Genomic DNA, 21,871 nt, shown 5'->3' with positions numbered 1-21,871 from the left:
GTACTATTTTTGTTTCATTTTACTATAATTTTAAATAGTAAACTATGATATAAATCAAGCTACTAAAGATGAATTTATGGTATACTAGTGATAATAAATTGTTATCGGTAGGAGAATGACATATGGATAGTAAAACATGTTTTGTTGTCATGGGATTTGGTACAAAAAAGATTCCAAATACTAATATTGAAGTAGATTTAAATTTCGTCTATAACGAACTTATTAAACCAACAATCATTTCAAAGAAGCTAACATCTGTTTATGGTCAAGAGCAATTCAGGGCTGATGAGGTATATACAACACAAAGTATAACAAAAACATTCATTGAGGGAATATTTAAGGCCGATATTGTAATAGCAGATATTACAACTTTGAATCAAAATGCAATCTATGAATTAGGATTACGTCATGCTATGAAACCCAAATCAACTATTATATTGTGTGATAATCATACTGCTCAAATAAAGTTTTTTGATATCCAAGATTTACCTCAAATTAGATATGATTCTGATAAATTAAATGAGTATTCGGAATTTAAAAGAATACAGGAGTTACTATCAAGTTATATTGATAACGCAAAAAATTCTGATGACCACTTTATCGATAGTCCTGTTTTTCATTCAAATTTGTACCGTGTTATTAGCAATTCTTTAACATCTTCTCAAAGTAATACTACCACATCTAATTCACAACAATCATGGAGTGAATTAACTAAAGTAGCTAATGCTTTAAAAGATTCTCAACAATATGTAGAGGCTGAAATAATATATAAACAAATCTTAGATAGTGGATTTGTTGAAGATGAAATAGTTGCGGGTTATCTTCTATCTTCATATAAAAAAGATGAAACAAATATCGATAACTTAAAAGATTCTCAACAAAAAATAATTCCATATCTTGATATAAAAACAACAACTTTTCATAAAATTTTAGGCATATATGGAGCAATTTATTTACGTATCTTCTATATTACTAAAAATAAAAATGACTTACTGTCTGCAATTCACTTCTATCGTCTAGGTATGAATTATGAAGATAATAATATTTATTGTGCCAGAAATTATTGTGCCAATTTATTAAAAATTGCAGATGTAGAGACAGACATAGAGGTTATAAAAGAGCATTACTATACTGCTAAATATACCGCAAAATATATCTTAGGGTCACTGTCTACTTTAGTTCGTAAATCTAGCGAATATGACGATATTTGGTTGAAATCTAATCAAGAAGAATTGTTATTTATTTCAGGTTTAATTTCCGACTTAAAAATTGATATTACTGGACTGACTGATAGACAGTCTAAAACAATTCGAGAAGGTAGAGAGATATTAAAAAAAGATTTATCAAAAATACGCTTACTGATAAATGACTAGATTTTAATAAGTATGTTCCCCATCTTTTACAAATTTATATTTTTGTTCAACCATAGTTTTCCACTCTTGGAGGCTCTTTTGAAATTCATCTGAATGTAAATAGTGAAGGATTTCGTCTTTTGTGTTCAATTCGAATTCTGGGGCTGTAATTGAATATTCGCCTTGCTTTAAAATCCCTTCCTTTGTTATATTTTCTTGTGGAATTGTTAACATGGGAAGTCCAAAAGTGAGAGCTAAAATCCCTTCAATGTGACAATAAACACTAGTTATCCACTTGTTTTTTAAGTGGATTTCTTTTGATGCAAAAAAGTCAGGATTTATTTCTGCATCCTTTTTTCTAACTCCTTCATTAATAAATGTTTGACCAAATGCTAAAACAATAATACCATAGCTTCTTTGTATTATTTCCCGTAAAGAAGTCATCACTTCATATGGGGAGTATTCAGCCGCTTGTAATGTAACGCATTCAAAACCACTTTGCTTTAACAATTTTGTAAATTCCTTGATAAAAAAGCTTTGATGTTGAGTAAAAGGGTTTGGTCTACTCAGAAATACCTGTATTTTGTTTTCACTCATAGAAAATTCTCCTACCGATAACAATTTATTATCACTATACAAAGCACCTAAATAGGTTTATAATAGCATGATTATTGATAAAGGAGATTTTTATGGATTATAAACTTATTTCTACTTACTTAGATTATTGCAAAACTCATAAGCGTTTGAGTTCGCACACGATTCGCGCTTATAAGAATGATCTTATGCAATTTTATAACTCAGACTATGATAATGTCGAATCCTATATAGAACAGTTGACACAATCTAACATAAAAACGAATACATTAAGAAGAAAAATTGCTTGTATGAAGGTGTTTTATAACTATCTAAAATACCAGAACATAATTGAAGAGAATCCCTTCAATCAATTGCGCTTTCAATTTAGAACTGAAAAAGTATTGCCTAAAACGATTCCGTATGACATCCTGAAAAGCATTTTTATATATTTAGAACGGAAAGTAATTGTATCTAAAACTGACTATCAAAAACAACACGCTGAAAGAAATCTACTAATTATTTCACTTTTACTTTCAACAGGCATCAGAATTTCTGAACTTTGCCACATTCATCTCAAAGACATTAATCTTTCCAATAAGACACTCCATATTATAGGAAAGGGTAAGAAAGAACGTATCCTATTTTTAGGAGATCAAAAAACATTCAATTTATTAGAAACATATATAAATAAAACAAGAAATGAATCCAATGATTTCTTGTTCCCAGGGAAACATTCACTTAAACCATTGTCAGAGCAAAGTGTACGTTTAGTAATAAAGAGAATCGTTGAACAAAATAACTTTTCTAGAACTATTACACCGCATATGTTTAGACATAGCTTTGCGACAATGCTTCTAGATAGTGATGTAGATATTCGATATATTCAACAAATTCTTGGACACAGTTCTATATCAATCACACAAATCTATACTCACGTATCTCATTCTAAACAAAAAGAAATACTTAGTTCTTTCAATCCTATGTCAGTGATTCATTCTGAAATCGAGTAAGAGACATTTTTTACTTCATCTTAAATTAATGTTTGTAGTTCGACTTTAGTTAATAAATCTTATACTCAACAAAAGCAACAAACATACAAAACCTCACTTTGAATCAGTATTTATACTATATTCCGTATTAAAACTCCATAATTGTTTTCTAAAATACTGTCTTCAAATATTCTTAAATATAATAAAAAGAGATGGGCAAAATCTTAATTCCTGAAGAAAATGGAGTAAATCTTCCCATAAGAAAACGCATAATTTCAAGTTTTTCAATACCTGAGACTATGCGTTTTTCTGATTTTAAAGACCTTTTTTATCCTAAATAGACTTTATTTTAAAATTCTAACTCTAACAACCATTTCGATTAGTTAAATCTTTCAATCTTTCTTCTCCTAATTTAAGCATTTCTTTCTCTACCTGACTCCACTCCCCAAACAGTAACTCTTGAAGAATATCTGCTGCTGGAGCTGTATTTTCTTTTGAATCATATACACAACTTCTATCTCGTTGATAAATTTGAATTCTTTTAAAGATAGATAGTTCTTCCAATTGTCGTGTATTATCAACTAGATGATTTACGATAAAATCATGATGTTCTTTTAGAGTTGCGCGTGCTTGATTTGGATTGATAGCGTACAGTTCTTCGTATCGGATAAGAGTGCTCAGATAGGACAGCTTAGGCTTTGTCGCAATCAAGGCTAATTGTACTTTATATCCCTTATTTTTCAAGAGTTGTGCTGTTTTCTTTGGAACATCAACTGTTCGTAAAGTTCCCTCTATCAAAAGATTGTATCCCAAATGACTCAATTCGGTTACTAAAGACTCTACCAATTTTCCTGCAAAATCTTTGGTGTATTCAACACTGTCTTTGCCATATTCTTGCTGCAGTTCTAAATAGTGTGGATGCTGAGAACGAAAACTATCACCATCTATGATAACAATATTTCCTTGAAATTCTTTCTGTTTAATACGATGAATTGTAGTCTTACCGGCACCACTTTGCCCTCCAAGCAAAATCGCTATAGGTTGCTTACTGGACTTTTTTCCTCTTGTCAGTGAACGAAGATTCCGTGCTAAAGCATGTTTGAATTCGCTATCAGTATAATCTTGGATTTCCATTAAGCTACCATCCGTTTTTCAGATATCTCTAACATACGTTCAATTCCATCCAAATAGCCGCTATATCTCTCTATTTCATCAAAAGTTTCTACTAAATAGATATTCGTATGAATCAAATTAGATAGATCATCACTCATTAAAATCCAAGGATTAGATTCATCATTGATGCTAATCCCCTGACTATCTTGATAACGATAGAGTCGAGATAATAGATTAGCACCTCTTTCTTTCACAATTTCAATTTTTAAAGTCAATTCATAATCTTCAACAGGATTGAGCATTTTATCTTCTCCTACAATATCGACATAAGATACATTAAACTTCTGACAGATTATATCTATTAGTTCCGTAGAGACTGAACTCGTTCCATTTTCATACCGACTTAAGCTGTTCCGAGAAATTCCTATAATTCGGGCAAATTCGGGTTGTGTTAAGTCATGTGTTTTGCGTAAGGATTTTATGTTTTTTCCAATCATGGGAAACTCCTTTATGTTTATAATTCCATTATAGCATAAAAAAGCAAAACGCACCAATTTTGGTGTGTTGTTTCTTGTTTTTCTAGCCTAAGCTTTACTTCTAAAAAAGCCACCTTAAAGAATAATTCCTTTTTCGGTGGCTTTTCAAAATACTATATAAAATACTCTCGTTTAATTTTTGTAAGCAGATTGTTAGCAACCGAAGTTACACCAATATGCATCAGTTCAAGATCAGAATAATCTAGATTACGAGCATAGCCTTCTGCAACAGTCTGAGCAATACGCTCATCCAATTTATAATTAGAGGCTTTTAATAGTGCTTGAAATAATTCTGAACTATATAGTTTAATATTATTTTCCAATGATACTACTGCCATTTTTGTAACTCCTCTCCTGTTTTTGATTGATAAATCTTCTCTATTTTCATTATATCACAAAAAGATTGGTTGTGAATGGATAATTGTTTAAAAGAATAGGGTTTTCTAAACTCAGCAAGCATTTCTTCTTTTGTAATTTCATTCTGACGAAAACGAGCTAAAGCTTGGGTTGGATTGGTTTATCATCAGTCTGAACACCATAGATAAAATCAAAATGGTGTTGTAATTCATCTGGATTTTCCCGATTTTGAAAGACAAATTCCGCAAAATCTAAATCTGACTCTGATTTTTTATGTTTTGCAAAATAGTGACAACGATAGTCAGGGTTTTTAAAAATTTCTACAAAATTTGAAATACGAAGTTCTAATATAATTAGAATCTATACATAGCTTACTTCTGGTCATTTTAAAACGAGCCCTGTTCTCCAAAATAATTTTATTAAAAAGAAAAACCCTGCCAAATTAATTTTTGGTAGGGTTTTTGGTAGGAAACTAAATTAATTTATCAGTTTCTAAAATGTGTTCACGATTCTAAAAGGCTGATACTATAGTATTCCGAATTCTAATTGGTATATGCCACTTATTTAAGAGTAACTGAAGCTCCAGCTTCTTCCAATTTAGCTTTGATTTCTTCAGCTTCTGCAGTTGCAACGCCTTCTTTAACAAGTGCTGGTGCACCGTCAACAAGTTCTTTAGCTTCTTTAAGACCAAGACCTGTGATTTCACGTACAACTTTGATAACGCCAACTTTTTTGTCGCCTGCAGATGTCAATTCAACGTCGAATGAATCTTTAGCAGCACCAGCGTCAGCAGCACCAGCTGCAGCAACAGCTACAGGAGCAGCTGCAGTTACACCAAATTCTTCTTCGATAGCTTTTACAAGGTCGTTCAATTCAAGGATTGAAGCTTCTTTAATTTCAGCAATAATGTTTTCAATGTTCAATGCCATTGTTATTTCCTCCAAATATGTTTTAAATTTATAATAGATTTTCGTAGCTAGGCTACGCTGCGTAGCTTAAGATTAAGCTGCGTCTTCTTTGTTGTCTGCAACCGCTTTGACTGCAAGAGCAACGTTGCGCACTGGCGCTTGAAGTACAGAAAGGAGCATAGAAAGAAGTCCTTCGCGGTTTGGAAGAGTTGCAAGAGCAAGAATCTCTTCTTTAGATGCGACAGCGCCTTCGATTGCACCACCTTTGATTTCAAGTGCTTCAGCGTTTTTAGAAAAGTCGTTCAAGATTTTCGCTGGTGCGATAACATCTTCGTTAGAAAATGCTACTGCAGATGGTCCAACAAATACTGATGCAAGTTCTTCAAGACCAGCTTTTTCAGCTGCACGACGCAAGATTGAGTTTTTAATAACTTTATACTCAACTTCGCTTCCACGAAGCTCACGACGAAGAACTGTATCTTGCTCAACTGTCAAACCACGAGCGTCTACAACGACGATAGATGCAGCAGCTTTCATTTTTTCAGCTACTACGTCAACTAGTTCCGCTTTTTTAGCAATAATTGCTTCACTCATTAGTGTGTTCACCTCCGTTATTATTTTGCTTGGGGAATTTTTCCAAAAGAAAAACGCGCCCAAACCTAGACACGAAAGTACAATACGCTTCTTTTTACATGATACGTTTTGTCCTCGGTAGGATACTTATGAGTCGAGCTCCCCTACTGTCTTAGGCAGTTTTTTCAAACCGTATATAAGTATAGCATAGTCAAAAAAAGAATGCAAGATTTTTGCAAACTTTTTTTAAAATTTTTCGTGATTGTTCTTTTACAGTTCTACTGTCAGGACTCGGCCTTGCTTCACAACCTGTTCTCCGGCGATATAAACATCATCTACATCACTGGATTTAACAGCATAAACCAGGTGAGAGAGCATATTTTCTTGGGGTTGGAGATGAATTTTGTCTTGTGGTTGAATAACGAGAAAATCTGCCTGTTTGCCAACTTCCAGACTTCCTATCTGATTTTCCATTCCTAGAACCTTAGCCCCTTCTATCGTTAGAGCTTTGAGGGCTGTTTCGATTGGAAACTGGCTGGCATCTCCACTCTTCATTTTCTGCAAGAGAGCTGCTGTTCGTCCTTCCTCAAACATATCAAGGTTGTTGTTGGAAGCTACCGAGTCAGTGGCAATTCCGACTGCTACTCCCGCTTTTTGGAGCTGGATAATTGGAGCAATTCCTGATGCCAGTTTGAGGTTACTAATAGGATTATGGGCAATAGACACTTGAGAGGATGCCAAGCGTTCAATTTCTCTCTCGTTTAATTCGACCCCGTGAGCAAAGACAGACGGATAATCTAAGTAACCCAATTCTTCTAGAAAGGCAAGGGGGCGTTTGCCGTAGCGTTTCAGGATAATGCCTGACTCCTCCTTGGTCTCCGCAACATGAATATGGATAGGAATATTCAACTCTTTTGCCATATCTAAACTCGCTTCCAGCAAGTCTCTACTACAGCTGTAGGGAGAATGTGGTGCCACCATCACCTTGAAATTTGGATTTTCATATCCTATGATTGTCTCGATGATAGCTCGTGTTCTGCTTATAGTCTCAGCAGTTGTTTCTGTCTCTGAAGAAAAGAGGGTCGGTGAGAAATAACAACGCATCTTGGAAGCCTTGACTGCCTGATAAATCTGCTCAATCTCCACTCCATTGGGATTATACATATCATTGAAGGTTGTTGTCCCTGACTGAAGCATTTCTGTCAGAGCTTCTTTGACCGCTTTGATAGTCATATCTGGTGTAAACTCAGCTTCTGCTGGCCAGATATAGTCATTGAGCCATTCATGGAGATTACTGTCATCCCGAATTCCTCGCAAGCCTGTCATAGCAGCATGGGTATGGCAATTGACCAATCCAGGCATAATCCAGGCTCCCTGATAGTCTATAATCTGCTCAGCTTGCTCTAAAATCTCTGTCTTCTCTTGACCAACATAGACAATTTGAGAATCCTTAACTGCTAAGATTCCATTCAAATAAACATGGAAATCTTGGTCACAAGTCACGATATTTACATGCTGATAGACTTTCATTCTATGCTCCTTTTCTATAAGACAATTTACAGTGAATAATTTTTCTAGCTATTGTAACAAAAAAGTCACCCGAAGGCAACTTTTTTCGTCTATAAAATTTCAAAAGAGAAAGGCTTATTCTGAGCTAAAAGCGGCAGCTTGCTGCATTTGGTAATACTTGCCCTTTCGAGCTATGAGTTCCTGATGGTTCCCATACTCAACAATGTCGCCATCCACCAAGACAAGAATCAAATCCGCATCCTGAATGGTAGACAGACGGTGAGCAATGATAAAGCTAGTACGCCCCTTCATGAGCTTAGCAAAGGCATCCTGAACCAATACTTCTGTCCGTGTATCGATAGAAGAAGTCGCCTCGTCTAAGATGAGAATCTTGGGAATAGCTAGAAAGACTCGGGCGATAGTCAAGAGCTGGGCCTGACCAACAGAGAGAGATTCTCCTGCATTTTCCAACTTGGTATCGTATCCCAGTGTCAACTGTTGGATGAAAAAGTCTGCATTGGCTGCTTTGGCAGCAGCAATCACTTGCTCCCGACTGGCTTCAGGGTTACCAAAGGCAATATTGTCATGAATGGTTCCTTGCTTGAGCCAGGTTTCTTGGAGCACCATTCCAAACTGCTGGCGTAAAGAGGCACGACTATAGTCATAAATGGATCGTCCGTCTAGCAAGATATCTCCCGAGTTAATGGGATAAAAGCGCATGAGAAGATTGATAAGGGTTGATTTTCCGGCACCTGTAGGACCAACGATTGCCACCTTGCTACCAGCTGGAATATCAATTGATAAATCCTTAATCAAAATCTTTTCAGGATTGTAGCCAAAAGAAACCTGTTTAAAAGAAATTGCTCCTTTAACTTGGTCACTGGTCAAGACTTCCTTACCTGTTTCAGCCACCTCAGGACTTTCTAAGACAGCATAAACACGCTCTGCACATGCCAAGGCACTTTGCAACTCAGCTAGCACTGAAGAAATATCGTTAAAGGGCTTGGTGTATTGCTGAACATAGTTCAAAAAGGTTACTAAACGCCCGATGGTCAAGGTGGACCCCATCATGATACGATAAGCTCCCACTCCAGCTAAAAGCGCATAAATGAGCGCATTGACAAAGCGAGTCGAAGGATTAACCGTTGAGGAATAAAAGATAGCTGACTGCGAATAGCCTGAGTAGTTATCATTAGCCTCACGCAGTCTTTGGGTAAACTCTGTTTGAGCATTGAAGGACTGGATGATAGTCTGCTGACTCAACGATTCTTCAATCAACTGAGTCTGAATCCCCCTTGTCTCTGTTTGCTTTTGAAAGAGATGATAGGAGCGTTTGGCAATAAAGCGTGAAATCACCATAGATAGTGGCGTTAACAACAAGACCAAAAGAGTCATGAGGAGATGAATTTGCAGCATGGCTAGAATACTAACCAAAATCATCAAGATGCCAATGAAAAATTGGTTAAAAATCATGGTCAAGCCAGCTGCCAACTGTTCGATGTCTGTGGTTACACGACTGACCATCTCTCCACTGCCTTGACTATCTACAAAAGCAATCGGTAAACGATGGAGCTTATGGATGATTCGCTCTCGCAAGTCTCTGGTATAAGAGAAGATTAGACGATTATAGAGGAGAGGATTGATCCACTGCACAAGGGTATTTCCTATGACTACCAAGATCATCTGGAGAAAAATCTGCCAAAAAACTGGTGATGAACCAGCCACTAGGACTTGGTCGATAACCTGCCCAATCAAGATAGGTAGGTAAATCGATAAGGCAACTTGGGCAATGGTTCCTAGAAAGGCTAGGAAAAGGAGGAAGGGATTGCTTGCTAAATCTTTTGCCAAACGTTTGAGCGTCTGGTTTGCAGTTTGTCGTCTCATACTAGTCCTCCTTACCATGTTGGGATACATTGATTTCGCGATAAACTTGACTGGATTTCATCAAGTCCTCGTGCTTGCCGATAGCTAGGAGTTCTCCTTTTTCTAAGAGGAGAATCTGGTCAGCCATCTGTAAAGTCGATGTTCTTTGAGAAATCAAAATTAAGCTCGTATTTGGCAGATTTTTTCGGATAGCTTTCAAGAGCTTGGACTCGGTAATGGTGTCGAGGGCCGAAGTCGCATCGTCTAGGATGAGAAAAGGAGCCTGGCGCAAGACTGCTCGTGCGATAGACAGCCTTTGTTTTTGTCCACCTGAAAAATTTCGTCCTCCTGCCTCAACTAGGGCATCCAAGAGTCCTTCCTTTTCACTGACAAAATCCTTTGCTTGCGCAATCTCCAAGGCTTGCCAGAGTTCTTGATCAGTTACTTCTTGATCTAAACCTAGAGTCAAGTTGGAACGAATGCTTCCCTTAAAGAGTTCGACCTTTTGGGGCACATAGGCAATCCAAGACCGCCATTCCTCCAAATTACGAGGACTAGATCCATCTCGATAGAGGTCAATGCTCCCCTTGTCTGCTGGATAAAGTCCAAGTATGAGTTGTACTAAGCTTGATTTACCAGAACCTGTTCCTCCAATGATACCAAGGATTTGCCCTTGCTGCATATCAAAGGAAATATCTCTCAGAGAAGGCTGGGCCGCATCAGGATAGGTAAAGGTCAGTTCTTGAACTTGTAAAACCTGATTGCTAGTAACTTGCTTTTGTTCTAATTCTGAATGGATATCTTCTGGAGCCTCAGCAAAGACTTCCTCAATTCGCTTAGCAGAGATATAGGACTGGTTTAGGGAATTTATCAGCATAGCTAGCTTGACCAATTCCACCAAAATCTGTAGGAGATAGTTGGTTAGGGCAATGAGAGCACCTTGACTTAGCAATCCTCCTTGAATAGAAACATATCCCTGCCAGATAATAATAAGGAGGGTTCCATTAACAATCAGATAGGTCAGGGGTGTTAATAAACTGGACCAGAAACCTGTCTTTTCTTGTAATCTAGCATAGACTTGGTTAAGAGTTTGAAAAATCTGTAACTCTCGTTTTTCTTGTCCAAAAGCACGAATAACCCGCATTCCTTGTAATTGCTGACGTGTTTCCTGAACTAGTTGGTCCGTTTTCTTTCTCAGACTACTGTAGAGAGGATTGACCAGCTGAGAAAGGCCTACAATGACAATGGTCAAAATGACAACCATGACCAAGAACCAGAAAGTCAGCTCAGCCGAGATGCGATAGGCCATAAAAATGGCTCCAAAAACGATAATGGGCGCTCGCAAAAAGAGACGCAGGAATTGATTGATACCAGTCTGAATCTGGTAGGTATCCGAAGTCAAGCGAGTGACCAAGCTAGAAGTGGTCAGACGGTCCCTGCTATCCTTGGGCAAGGAAAGAATATGACGATAAAGGTCGTTTGTCAATTCCTTGGCAAAACCTACTGCTGCCTTTGCTGAGTAAAATTGAGCTATCAAGGCCACTAAAACGCCAATCACTGCAAAGATAAGGAGTAGACCAATCTGCATCCATAGATGTCCTTGATTTCTCTGAGGCAAGGACTGGTCAACAATCCCAGCAATCACCATGGGAACCAAGAGCTCAAAAACAGCTTCTAACAGCTTGAACAAGGGGGCTAAAATGGATTCCTTGATGTAGGGTTTGAAGTAAGATAATAGGTGTTTCATAAATCCCTTCTATTCGTATTCTAGAAATAAAGAAAGTGGGAAGCGCCCACCATCTCTGTATTATTTGTTTAAGTAAGGCAATAAATAGCCATATCCTGCCTCTTCCATCTCATCCTTAGCCACAAAGCGCAGAGAGGCAGAGTTGATACAGTAACGGAGGCCACCTAACTCCCGAGGGCCATCTGTGAAAACATGCCCCAAGTGAGCATTACCTGACCGAGAACGAACTTCAATTCGCTCCATTCCATGGCTCATATCCTTGTAATAATGAATCAATTCCTTGGAAATCGGACGGCTAAAACTTGGCCAACCACATCCTGAAGCAAACTTATCCTTAGCAAAAAAGAGTGGCTCACCTGTCGTGATATCTACATAAATTCCCTCTTCAAAGGTTTGGTCATAGGCATTGGTAAATGGAGCCTCTGTAGCAGCTTCTTGGGTAACACGATAGGATTCTTCTGATAAACTTTCCTTTAACACCTCTTGACTAGGCTTTTCATAGTTAGAGGCATCAATCAAAGGTTTCTCAGCATCGCTCACATCGATATGACAATAACCAGAAGGATTTTTCTTAAGATAGTCTTGATGGTAGTCTTCAGCCAGAATGTAATGACGTAGTTTCTCCACCTCTACTGCAATCTTTCGCCCCAGCATACGTTCCTGCTCCTGCACTACAGTGTAGATAGTTGGCAAGTCTGCATCATCTTGGTAATAAATCCCAGTTCGATATTGGCGACCACGGTCATTCCCTTGTTGATTGATGGATAAGGGATCGATAACTCGGAAATAATAGAGCAAAATTTCTCTTAGTGACACTACCTTCTCATCGTAAATCACTTGAACCGTTTCTGCATGGTCTGTTTCCTTGAGCAACTGGTAATTAGTTGTTTCTACTTGCCCATTAGCGTAGCCAACACTGGTTGCTAGCACTCCAGAAATGCGTGAAAAATACTCCTCTAGGCCCCAAAAACAACCACCTGCTAGATAAATTTCTGCCATCTTTATTTCTCCTTTATCAAGTTTTTTAACTAATACTCTTCGAAAATCTCTTCAAACCACGTCAGCTTACATCTGCAACCTCAAAGCAGTGCTTTGAGCAACCTGCGGCTAGCTTCCTAGTTTGCTCTTTGATTTTCATTGAGTATAAACTTCTTTTCAAAAAAAGGATAGGAAGCCCTCTGGTCAAGAGTTTCCCCATCCTATCTTCTATTCTTTATTTTGCTTCAACACGGACACCTTGGGTATCAACTTTCAAATCATGAAGTTTTCCTTTGAAAGGTTGCTTTTCCAATTCTGCCTTAATCGTTGGCATCTTGTCATGAGAAGCCAAGACCATAACTGTCGGCCCAGCACCAGAGAGGTAGGTTGCATAGGCACCATTTTCTTTGGCCACTTGCTTAATCGTCGCAAATTCTCTCACCAAGTCCTGACGATAGCGCTCGTGGAAGAGGTCTCCCTCAATTGCTTGCCCAGCGGTCACCATGTCTCCTGCCAACAAGGCCGCAACCGCCACATTGGCGATAGAACTAGCTGCAACAGCTTCTTTGTAAGACAATTTCTTAGGTAAGACACCACGGCTGTCTCGAGTTCGCAATTCATAGTTAGGAATGTAGGCTAGGAAATCACACTCTGGGAAATCTGCTACGATAGCAGAGACTTGTCCTTCAACGGAGCTTGCAATAACGAGATTACCATAAATGGCTGGAGCCACATTGTCAGGATGTCCTTCAATCTTGGTCGCTAACTGCAATTTCTCATGGTCTGACAAGTTGAGCTGGCCCAGTTGGTTGGCTAGTTCAATTCCAGCAACAATAACCGAGCTAGAAGAACCCAAACCACGCGCCAAGGGAACATCACTGGTCATTTTCAAACGTCTTGGTTGCAAGTCCGGTACAATTTGCAAGGCAATTTTGAGCAAGAGATTACGCTCGTCATGAGGAATCCATTTGCCAATCTGGTGTTCAATCAACCACTCATCTCGTTCTTCACAGACCTCGATTTGAAGATACTTGGTTACAGCTACACCGACCGAGTCAAATCCTGGCCCGATATTGGCACTGGTTGCAGGTACAATAATCTTCATTTTATTCTCCTAGCACCTTGAAGGTATTCAAGAGGTCGAATTCTGAAACCTTCTTCAATTCAGCTGAGACATTTTCAAGCTGAGCTTTATTAATCTTGTGTGTGATAATCACAACACGTGCCTTGTCACCCTCTTTGCCATCTTGGAGGATTTGCTTGAAGGAAATATCTTGAGCGTTGAAGATTTCAGCAAGTTTCAAGACCTGACCTTTTGAGTCTGGAGCCAAGATTGAGAAGTAGTAATTTGCTTTGACATCCTCTGGATTAGCCAAGACCAAGTCACGGCTATATTCGTTGAAGTCTTTGCCAATGGTACCATCATTCAAGCGACGAACGATACGGACAATATCCGCCACCACACTTGTTGCAGTTGGTTTTTGACCAGCACCTGGTCCATAGTACATAGACTCACCAATACCGATAGATTCTACAAAGACGGCGTTCATCACACCATTCACACTGGCAAGTGGGTGCGCTTTGGGAAGGAAGGTTGGAGTCACTTCTGCAGCAATACCAGAAGGAGTTTCCTCGATTGAACCAACCAATTTCACTACATAACCAAGCTCTTGAGCCACAGCTACGTCTTCTGGTGTGATGTTGCGGATTCCCTTGTGGGCTACATCGTCAAAGGCAACCTTCATGCCAAAGGCAAATTGGCTCAAAATGACCATCTTGTAGGCTGCATCGATCCCATCCACGTCATTTGTCGGGTCGCTTTCTGCAAATCCTAGACGTTGCGCTTCCGCAAGAGCATCATCGTAAGACCAGCCTTCTTCCACCATCTTGGTCATCATGAAGTTAGAAGTTCCGTTGACTACTCCAAGCACGCGCGTGATTTTGTCAGAAGCTAATGAATTTGCCAAAGTACGAAGAATTGGAATACCACCAGCTACTGCTGCTTCGTAATAAAGTGCTACCTTATTAGCTTTAGCGATTTCTAACAATTCTGCACCATGGACAGCCAAAAGGTCCTTATTGGCAGTGACAACGTGTTTCCCAGCTTCCAAGGCACGAGTGATAAAGGTCTTAGCAGGTTCGATACGCCCCATCAATTCCACTACAATCGTAATATCTTGGTCTGATAAAATATCATCCACATTGGTTACAAAGTTAAAGTCATTCCCTGCTGCAAGCAAGCGGTTCTTTTCATCTTCATCCTTGACCAATACCTTAGCAACTTCAATATCTGAATGTGCTGATTGATTGATTTTTTCCCCATTTTCCTTTAGGAGGAAAGGCACACCACTTGCAACGGTACCAAATCCTAGTAAAGCAATTTTAACTGTCATGTTTATCTCCTCGAAATTTTCTAATATAGCCATTATAACAGAATTTTGTGAAAATTCCTATTATAGTAAATCACTATTTCAGTCTAAAAAAGAAAAAACGAATCAGACGATTCGCTCTTCTTAAAATCTAGAAATAGCTTTCCAGAAATGATTATCCAATCTTTTGCAAATTGAGCACTGCATCGTGATTCATCAAGACTTGACCATACTCTTGCAAGACTGAGCGACTGATGTCACTATCGTCTGCAAACTCGCGCATACGTGCCAAAAGCCAAGCTGGATATGGACTTGGATGATTTTCAATATCCACTAAAATGGTCAAATAATAGCGCTCATTCATCTTGTAGAGTTCAGAGGTTTCCATCTCAAAAGTCACTGTCTTGGCAAAAGCAACTAAATCAGCTAATTTTGCGAAAGAAAGGATGTAATAGATGTACGGCTCTTTCTTGCTTTCAACTTCTTGTTCAGCCTGCTCCTGCTCTTCTTCCTTGGCTTCAACTTGCTCTAGAGATCGAATCGCTTCGATATCATCCTTGGTTTTATCTGCGATGCTTTTTTCCAAGGTTTTGATAAATTCATCTGGCGACATTTGGGCCAATTCTTCCATATCTGGTAAATCCGATAAATCTTCAAAATCTAGATTTTGGTCAATCTTTGATTTAGTTACAAAGACATCGACCTTATCCGGTTTTGGAGTCACACGGAAGCTCAACATGCCTGTATCCAAAAAACTCTCAGGCATCTCTAATTCATCCAAGATAGCATAAAAGAACTCTTCTGTTTTTTCTTGAGGAACGAGAAAGTCAGCAATCTCCATGCCTCGATCCATCAAATCCTCTAAAGACATCGTGATTTTCAAAGTTGTATCACTAATTTGTTTCATTTTCATTGCTAGTAACCTCATACTTTCAGTTCTATCTATTATACTAGATTTTTACGATTTTATCAAAAGAATGGAGCGAGAATGTGATATAATACTAGAGACCATTTTACAATACAAGAAAGAAAGTACAATGAAAAATATAAAAGTTAATGCACTGGCTAGCTTACTAGTCAATGTTCTCAATATCGTTTTTCCGCTGATAACCAATCCTTATCTGACTCGGATTCTCAGCAAATCCAATTACGGTTATTTCAATACCGCAAATACCTGGGCTAGCTTTGTCATTCCTTTAGCCGCATTTGGAATCTATAACTAAGGATGATAAAAATAAAATCAACTATGTTTTCTCTAAGTTATTCTATATCTCCATTATTACATCTGTTCTAACAACAAGTATCTATTTCCTATTTATTTACCTGGATAATAGTATTGAAAATTTGAAAGAACTCTACTATATACTTGGTGTCCAGGCTCTCTTCCAATTCCTTTATATCGAATGGATGAATGAGGCTTATGAAAATTATTCTTTTATCTTATACAAAACATTAGTTATTCGTATTGCCATGTTGATCGCTATCTTCACCTTTGTAAAAACTCCAAATGATATCGTACCTTATGCAATCATCATGAGTGCAACAACAATTCTCAACTATCTACTCAGTTTTCTCTGGATTAAGCGAGAAGTTTCCTTTGTTAAAATTGGTCTTGTGGAATTAATCAAAGCATCTAAACCACTCTTAACCATGTTGCTTCTAGCTAATGCCAATATGCTCTACACCTTACTTGATAGAATGTTTATCACCAAAGGGCCTGATGAAAACTATATTTCTTATTATACCATTGCTTCCAGCATCGTCATGTTGATTGCCAGTGTTCTGAGTGGAGCTATCAACGTCAGTATTCCACGTCTCGGCTACTATCTCGGTAAGAAAGACTACGAATCTTATAAAAATCTTCTGAATCAAGGAGCTGCCCTCTTTTATTTCCTTATCATTCCAACTAGTATTGGGATTATGGTATTAGGAAACTACGCTGCAGTCATCTACTCTTCTGAAAAATACTTTGAAGCAGGTATTGTGACTAGTGTCTTCGCCTTTCGTACTATCATTTGGGCCATTGAGTTAATCCTTGGTAAACAAATTATCTTCATCAACGACCACGAAAATCGTTTAACAGCCTTTTACTTTATTGGTGGTGGTGCTAATATCCTACTCAACAGTCTCTTGTATTTCAATAATATTTTTGCACCAGAGTACTACATTGCTACTACTATTATTGCAGAAACTGTAGTTGTTCTACTAGAAATTTACTTTATCAAGAAACATCATCTGCTTGACTTAAAAGAAATCTTTACTACTTTAACACGCTATACTATTGTATCGCTCGGATTCATTCCGATCTATTTTGCGTTTAAATTCCTTTTCCAAATCAACTCTTATATAGTCAACCTCAATATGATACTCATGGTTCTCTCGACTGTTGCAACCTGTGGAATCTACTATCTCTTGATACTTTTTATCACAAAAGATAAAACATTCCATTATGCACCCAATCTTGTACTTACTAATATAAAAAGGTCTCTATAATATTCGTAGTGGGTAAATCCCCTATAGATATTATGGAGCCTATTTTGTTATAGAAAAAAAGTCCCATATGACCTATAATGAAAAGCGACAAAACAACTCATTAGAAAGATTCATATGGAACAATTATATTTTATCACAAAACTACTCGATATCAAAGACTCAAATATCAAAATTGTAGATATCATCAATATGGATACACATAAGGAAATCATCGCTAAACTGAATTACAATGCCCCATCTTGCCCTGAGTGCGGAAGCTAAAAGATTGCTCAAAAGTTGATTGAAAAGACTTCTATGACCGATATTTCACGCCAGCTTTCCATTTCAACTTCAACTGTCATTCGAAAGCTCAGTGACTTCCATTTTAAACATGATTTTTCTCAACTTCCCGAGATTATGTCTTGGGATGAGTATGCCTTCACTAAGGGAAAAATGAGCTTTATTGCACAAGATTCTGATAACCTCAATATCATCACTGTCCTTGAATGCAGAACACAGGCTATCATCCGAAATCACTTTCTGCGCTACGATAGAGCTGTTCGTTGTCAGGTGAAAATCATTACTATGGATATGTTTAGTCCCTACTATAACTTGGCTAAACAGCTGCTTCGCTTTAGAATTTCTAGACTCAGGCTAAAACAGTCCACTGGACTGTTTTACTCCAACATCTCAGCCGTGCTATGAGTCGTTTGCGTGTTCAAATCATGAATCAGTTCGATAGAAAATCCCATAAATACAAGGCCATCAAGCGCTACTGGAAGCTCATCCAACAGGATCGTCGTAAACTAAGCCATAAACAATTTTATCACCCTACTTTTCGTATGCACTTGACGAATAAAGAAATTCTAGATAAGCTTTTGAGCCATTCAGAATACTTGAGACACCACTCCAATGTCTATCAGCTCTTACTCTTTCACTTTCAGAACAAGGGGCCAGACAAATTTTTCGGACTTATCGAGGACAATCTAAAGCAGCTTCACCCTATTTTTCAGACTGTCTTTAAAACCTTTCTTAAGGACAAAGAGAAAATAGTCAACGCTCTTCAACTACCTTATTCTAACGCCAAATTAGAAGCAACCAATAATCTCATCAAACTTATCAAGCGAAATGTCTTTGGTTTTCGGAACTTTGAAAACTTCAAAAAACGGATTTTTATCTCTATGAACATCAAAAATGAAAGGACGAAATGTGTCCTTTCTAGATCTTAGCTTTTCTTCTACCCACTACAGTTGTAAAACTAAAAGGACTTAGTCCTGTGCAATACAGAACTAAATCCTTTCAATAATTATTTTTCCAACTTTTTGGGGTAGTACACAACGTTCTCTCTTAAACTTAAATCGTAACAGAATCTTTATCCTTGAGCATATAGCGTTTTAAACGAGTTAAGCTAGCTAACCAGTACAATAGACCTCCAAAAATTGCAGTGAAGCCACTACCAGTTGTGAGCAGGAACATAGGACTCTGGATGTGCTTTGTTATAGGGTTGTAAACAAATAGTACTGCAACTAACAAAGAAATGATTACACAAGATAATCCTACCATATTAAAGCCATTTGTAAACTCATAGGCGTCATGTCCTTCAACGAAATAGGCTGAACGCAAATCGAGTTTTCGTTTTCTCAAGATAAAGTAGTCGACAACGATCATACCAATAATGGGGCCTTGAATATAGGCAGCCAGCGAGATGAAGGAACCGAAGTATTCATCCACTCCTCCCCAGATGGTGAGTAGGCTCACGTAAACCATGGCAATCCAAACCATTAGTTTATAGCTTACTTTGGGCATCCCGCTTTTTACAATCATACAGTTCACATAAGATCCTGTACCTTGGGTTCCAATATTGGCAAAGGCTACTAGTAGTAAACTTAAAAGGGCAAAGGCTGGAGTACTTAGAGTTGATAGCATGGTTGTTGGATCACTTTCATAAACACCTGTTTTGACAAACATGGCTAGAGCCATGACTCCACCTGTCGCAGCAAAGAATGGCGCAACAACCCCATATGACAAAGCTGTAGCCCAATAGCCACTGCGTTCTGATTTTGCCAAACGTGGTAAAACCAATGCCTGTGTAGACCAAGAAAAGGCTACGGCCACATTTCCTTCCCCTGACATCATAAAACGTTCAATCGGTGTCAAATTTTCTTGGATGGCAGGTTGGACATTCATAATATCCCTAATCGGAACCGCAACAAAACAGATTCCAACGATAATTAGCCCAACAAATAACAAGGCAACCACCAGAAAGCGATTAGTACCTTTAATCACCTCTGGGCCCCCAAGAGCAATCAGCGTTCCAAGGAGAACACAGAGGGTACCTAGAATCGGTGCCCATACTCCCTTGTCTAAACCAAGCCCAAAATTATTTGCCAAATGAATCATGGAGCTGGCAAAAAGATTGGCGGTAACGGCGTACCAACCAAAATTTGCCAGACTAATCACGGTTGATAAAACGGCCACCCCTTTTTTACCTAGAACGGCTCTCAACCAAATCCATAAATCAATTCCATATTTAACTGCAAACAAGATTGGGAGACATTCAATAAAGACCCAGATAATGTTAAAACTAAAAATATTAATCAACATTTGATTAAAGGTCAAATATTGAGCTACATAGGCTCCTTGGGTATAACACCAAGTTGCGATGGCAAAACCACTTGTTGATAGGAAGAGATCCCAGAAAGAATACTGACGATCCTTGTTGGTCATAGGAACGATTCCCGTTATCGTCTCCTGTTGAATAAAGTCATTCATCTTGGACATTTTATTGAATATCTCCTGTCATAGCTAAAATAATCAGAACATGATTGACTAGAATCATACCAATTACTAATGTAAAATTAACTTTCAAAAAAGAGGAAGCGAATAGATATAGATTAAGGTTTTCATTTATCCTTAAATTGTAACAGAGTCCCGATCCTTAATCATATAGCGTTTTAAACGAGTTAAGCTAGCTAACCAGTACAATAGACCTCCAAAGATCGCAGTAAAGCCACTACCCGTTGTAATTAAAAAGATTGGGCTTTGAATCTGTGCTGTTACAGGGTTATAAATAAATAGTACTGCAACCAATAAAGAGATAAATACGCAAGACAAGCCAACCAAGTTAAATCCTTTGGTAAACTCATAGGCGTCATGTCCTTCTAGGAAATAGGCTGAGCGCAAATCAAGTTTTCGTTTTCTTAAGATAAAGTAATCGACAACAATCATACCAATAATTGGCCCCTGAATATAGGCGGCTAGGGAGATGAAGGAACCGAAGTACTCTTCTACCCCTCCCCAGATGGTGAGTAGACTCACGTAAACCATCGCAATCCAAATCATTAGTTTATAGCTTACTTTTGGCATCCCGCTTTTGACAATCATACAGTTCACGTACGATCCTGTCCCCTGAGTTCCAATATTGGCAAAGGCTACTAGTAGTAGACTTAAGAGAGCAAAGGCTGGGGTACTTAGAGTTGATAGCATGGTTGTTGGATCACTTTCATAAACACCTGTTTTGACAAACATGGCTAGAGCCATGACTCCACCTGTCGCAACGAAGAATGGAGCCACAACTCCGTATGATAAGGCTGTAGCCCAATAACCACTGCGTTCTGATTTTGCTAAACGCGGTAAAATCAATGCCTGTGTAGACCAAGAGAAGGCAAAGGCTACATTTCCTTCTCCAGAAAGCATGAAGCGTTCTAATGGCGTCAAATCTCCTTGGGTAGCCGGTTGAATGTTCATAATGTCAGTGATAGGAACGGCGACAAAGCAGATTCCAACGATAATGAGACCGACAATCAATAAGGCGATAACCAAGAAGCGATTGGTCCATTTAATCACTTCTGGGCCTCCAAGAGCAATGAGAGTCCCAAGCAGTACACAGAGGGTACCAAGAATAGGCGCCCATATTCCCTTGTCCAAACCAAGACCAAAGTTATTTGCCAAATGGATCATGGAACTGGCAAAAAGATTGGCCGCAACAGCATACCAGCCAAAGTTAGCTAAGCTAATAATAGTTGATAGCAAGGCTACGCCTTTTTTTCCGAGGACAGCTCTCAACCAAATCCATAAATCAATTCCATACTTAACGGCAAACAAAATTGGGAGACATTCAATAAAGACCCAGATAATGTTAAAACTAAAAATATTAATCAACATTTGATTAAAGGTCAAATATTGAGCCACATAGGCTCCTTGGGTATAACACCAAGTTGCGATGGCAAAACCACTTGTCGACAGAAAGAGATCCCAGAAAGAATACTGACGATCCTTGTTGGTCATGGGAACAATACCCGTTATCGTCTCCTGTTGAATAAAGTCATTCATCTTAGACATTTTATTGAATACCTCCTGTCATGGCTAGAATAATCAGAATAAGGTTAATTAGAACTAAGCCAATGACTATAATAAAATCACTTTTTAGAAATGGCTGAGCAAACACATAGTTTGGAGATTCCATTTCTTCTAACCTTCTTTTCGTTTCATTTGCTACTAATTCTTCAATTTCAGATGTCGGTTTCATC

Annotated in this window: 18 protein-coding genes, 2 pseudogenes and 1 other annotated feature; of the genes and pseudogenes, 4 read left to right on the top strand and 16 right to left on the bottom strand. The window is 38.2% G+C overall.

What is annotated here, in order from left to right; genetic code table 11:
- Positions 1-122 precede the first annotated feature (122 nt).
- On the top strand, positions 123-1,373 hold the full coding sequence (locus O3601_RS04640) for a hypothetical protein (RefSeq protein WP_371471390.1): 1,251 nt from the start codon (positions 123-125) through the stop codon (positions 1,371-1,373).
- 3 nt (positions 1,374-1,376) lie between these two features.
- Here O3601_RS04640 and O3601_RS04635 read toward each other — a convergent pair whose 3' ends face one another.
- Positions 1,377-1,949: a hypothetical protein gene (locus O3601_RS04635; protein ID WP_371471389.1), complete on the bottom strand. Its 573-nt coding sequence runs from the start codon at positions 1,947-1,949 to the stop codon at positions 1,377-1,379.
- Between the two features lie 92 nt (positions 1,950-2,041).
- Between O3601_RS04635 and O3601_RS04630 the strand changes: the two genes are divergently transcribed.
- Entirely contained in the window at positions 2,042-2,938 is an 897-nt protein-coding gene (locus O3601_RS04630; protein WP_371471387.1) for a tyrosine-type recombinase/integrase, read from the top strand.
- 342 nt (positions 2,939-3,280) lie between these two features.
- Here the strand turns inward: O3601_RS04630 and pezT are convergent, their stop codons facing one another.
- The 12 genes from pezT to mecA all read right to left on the bottom strand — a co-directional run bounded on the left by pezT (position 3,281) and on the right by mecA (position 15,783).
- A complete protein-coding gene (gene pezT, locus O3601_RS04625; RefSeq protein WP_371471386.1) occupies positions 3,281-4,051 on the bottom strand; it encodes a type II toxin-antitoxin system toxin PezT in 771 nt (256 codons plus the stop codon).
- Positions 4,051-4,527 (bottom strand): type II toxin-antitoxin system antitoxin PezA, encoded by a 477-nt coding sequence (pezA, locus tag O3601_RS04620; protein ID WP_247933199.1) that lies wholly within the window; start codon positions 4,525-4,527, stop codon positions 4,051-4,053. Before pezA ends, pezT begins: the two co-directional genes overlap by 1 nt.
- Positions 4,528-4,679: 152 nt before the next feature.
- Positions 4,680-4,904: a hypothetical protein gene (locus O3601_RS04615; RefSeq protein WP_371471384.1), complete on the bottom strand. Its 225-nt coding sequence runs from the start codon at positions 4,902-4,904 to the stop codon at positions 4,680-4,682.
- Between the two features lie 579 nt (positions 4,905-5,483).
- Positions 5,484-5,852 carry a 50S ribosomal protein L7/L12 gene (gene rplL, locus O3601_RS04610; protein ID WP_001196965.1) on the bottom strand — a complete coding sequence of 123 codons (369 nt, stop codon included), beginning with the start codon at positions 5,850-5,852 and terminating at the stop codon, positions 5,484-5,486.
- A gap of 72 nt (positions 5,853-5,924) precedes the next feature.
- Entirely contained in the window at positions 5,925-6,425 is a 501-nt protein-coding gene (gene rplJ, locus O3601_RS04605; RefSeq protein ID WP_004259693.1) for a 50S ribosomal protein L10, read from the bottom strand.
- Positions 6,426-6,463: 38 nt separating this feature from the next.
- Positions 6,464-6,599, bottom strand: a sequence feature (ribosomal protein L10 leader region).
- 75 nt (positions 6,600-6,674) lie between these two features.
- The gene (locus O3601_RS04600; protein ID WP_371471383.1) at positions 6,675-7,934 is read right to left on the bottom strand and encodes a TRZ/ATZ family protein; all 1,260 of its coding nucleotides are present in this window, start codon (positions 7,932-7,934) and stop codon (positions 6,675-6,677) included.
- Positions 7,935-8,048: 114 nt separating this feature from the next.
- Positions 8,049-9,797 (bottom strand): ABC transporter ATP-binding protein, encoded by a 1,749-nt coding sequence (locus O3601_RS04595; protein ID WP_371471381.1) that lies wholly within the window; start codon positions 9,795-9,797, stop codon positions 8,049-8,051.
- A gap of 1 nt (position 9,798) precedes the next feature.
- Entirely contained in the window at positions 9,799-11,523 is a 1,725-nt protein-coding gene (locus O3601_RS04590; RefSeq protein WP_371471380.1) for an ABC transporter ATP-binding protein, read from the bottom strand.
- Positions 11,524-11,583: 60 nt separating this feature from the next.
- Positions 11,584-12,522 (bottom strand): peptide-methionine (R)-S-oxide reductase MsrB, encoded by a 939-nt coding sequence (gene msrB / locus O3601_RS04585; protein ID WP_371471378.1) that lies wholly within the window; start codon positions 12,520-12,522, stop codon positions 11,584-11,586.
- A 214-nt stretch (positions 12,523-12,736) separates the two neighbouring features.
- Positions 12,737-13,606 (bottom strand): homoserine kinase, encoded by an 870-nt coding sequence (thrB, locus tag O3601_RS04580; RefSeq protein WP_020903203.1) that lies wholly within the window; start codon positions 13,604-13,606, stop codon positions 12,737-12,739.
- 1 nt (position 13,607) lies between these two features.
- Positions 13,608-14,894, bottom strand: coding sequence for a homoserine dehydrogenase (locus O3601_RS04575; protein ID WP_371471377.1), 1,287 nt, complete (start codon positions 14,892-14,894; stop codon positions 13,608-13,610).
- A 151-nt stretch (positions 14,895-15,045) separates the two neighbouring features.
- A complete protein-coding gene (mecA, locus tag O3601_RS04570; protein ID WP_371471375.1) occupies positions 15,046-15,783 on the bottom strand; it encodes an adaptor protein MecA in 738 nt (245 codons plus the stop codon).
- A gap of 124 nt (positions 15,784-15,907) precedes the next feature.
- Between mecA and O3601_RS04565 the strand changes: the two are divergent.
- Positions 15,908-17,363: pseudogene (locus tag O3601_RS04565) on the top strand (oligosaccharide flippase family protein).
- Between the two features lie 114 nt (positions 17,364-17,477).
- A pseudogene (locus tag O3601_RS04560) lies at positions 17,478-18,571 on the top strand (ISL3 family transposase).
- 124 nt (positions 18,572-18,695) lie between these two features.
- Here O3601_RS04560 and O3601_RS04555 read toward each other — a convergent pair.
- The 3 genes from O3601_RS04555 to O3601_RS04545 form a co-directional block, all read right to left on the bottom strand.
- Positions 18,696-20,123, bottom strand: coding sequence for a cytosine permease (locus O3601_RS04555; protein WP_371471374.1), 1,428 nt, complete (start codon positions 20,121-20,123; stop codon positions 18,696-18,698).
- A 132-nt stretch (positions 20,124-20,255) separates the two neighbouring features.
- Complete coding sequence (locus O3601_RS04550; RefSeq protein ID WP_371471373.1) at positions 20,256-21,683, bottom strand: cytosine permease; 1,428 nt, start codon at positions 21,681-21,683, stop codon at positions 20,256-20,258.
- A gap of 1 nt (position 21,684) precedes the next feature.
- Positions 21,685-21,870, bottom strand: a complete 186-nt coding sequence (locus tag O3601_RS04545; protein WP_000805405.1) for a hypothetical protein — start codon at positions 21,868-21,870, stop codon at positions 21,685-21,687.
- Position 21,871: the final 1 nt, after the last annotated feature.

The organism is Streptococcus sp. 20925_1_69 (assembly GCF_041432365.1).
Taxonomy (GTDB): Bacteria; Bacillota; Bacilli; order Lactobacillales; family Streptococcaceae; genus Streptococcus.
The sequence above is the reverse complement of the archived record's forward strand: the minus strand, read 5'-3'. Positions and strand labels throughout refer to the sequence as shown.

Excerpts from the sequence above, each read along its gene's own strand:
- O3601_RS04640 (WP_371471390.1), top strand. The coding sequence starts at position 123 with ATGGATAGTAAAACATGTTTTGTTGTCATGGGATTTGGTACAAAAAAG.
- O3601_RS04635 (WP_371471389.1), bottom strand. The coding sequence starts at position 1,949 with ATGAGTGAAAACAAAATACAGGTATTTCTGAGTAGACCAAACCCTTTT.
- O3601_RS04630 (WP_371471387.1), top strand. The coding sequence starts at position 2,042 with ATGGATTATAAACTTATTTCTACTTACTTAGATTATTGCAAAACTCAT.
- pezT (WP_371471386.1), bottom strand. The coding sequence starts at position 4,051 with ATGGAAATCCAAGATTATACTGATAGCGAATTCAAACATGCTTTAGCA.
- pezA (WP_247933199.1), bottom strand. The coding sequence starts at position 4,527 with ATGATTGGAAAAAACATAAAATCCTTACGCAAAACACATGACTTAACA.
- O3601_RS04615 (WP_371471384.1), bottom strand. The coding sequence starts at position 4,904 with ATGGCAGTAGTATCATTGGAAAATAATATTAAACTATATAGTTCAGAA.
- rplL (WP_001196965.1), bottom strand. The coding sequence starts at position 5,852 with ATGGCATTGAACATTGAAAACATTATTGCTGAAATTAAAGAAGCTTCA.
- rplJ (WP_004259693.1), bottom strand. The coding sequence starts at position 6,425 with ATGAGTGAAGCAATTATTGCTAAAAAAGCGGAACTAGTTGACGTAGTA.
- O3601_RS04600 (WP_371471383.1), bottom strand. The coding sequence starts at position 7,934 with ATGAAAGTCTATCAGCATGTAAATATCGTGACTTGTGACCAAGATTTC.
- O3601_RS04595 (WP_371471381.1), bottom strand. The coding sequence starts at position 9,797 with ATGAGACGACAAACTGCAAACCAGACGCTCAAACGTTTGGCAAAAGAT.
- O3601_RS04590 (WP_371471380.1), bottom strand. The coding sequence starts at position 11,523 with ATGAAACACCTATTATCTTACTTCAAACCCTACATCAAGGAATCCATT.
- msrB (WP_371471378.1), bottom strand. The coding sequence starts at position 12,522 with ATGGCAGAAATTTATCTAGCAGGTGGTTGTTTTTGGGGCCTAGAGGAG.
- thrB (WP_020903203.1), bottom strand. The coding sequence starts at position 13,606 with ATGAAGATTATTGTACCTGCAACCAGTGCCAATATCGGGCCAGGATTT.
- O3601_RS04575 (WP_371471377.1), bottom strand. The coding sequence starts at position 14,894 with ATGACAGTTAAAATTGCTTTACTAGGATTTGGTACCGTTGCAAGTGGT.
- mecA (WP_371471375.1), bottom strand. The coding sequence starts at position 15,783 with ATGAAAATGAAACAAATTAGTGATACAACTTTGAAAATCACGATGTCT.
- O3601_RS04555 (WP_371471374.1), bottom strand. The coding sequence starts at position 20,123 with ATGTCCAAGATGAATGACTTTATTCAACAGGAGACGATAACGGGAATC.
- O3601_RS04550 (WP_371471373.1), bottom strand. The coding sequence starts at position 21,683 with ATGTCTAAGATGAATGACTTTATTCAACAGGAGACGATAACGGGTATT.
- O3601_RS04545 (WP_000805405.1), bottom strand. The coding sequence starts at position 21,870 with ATGAAACCGACATCTGAAATTGAAGAATTAGTAGCAAATGAAACGAAA.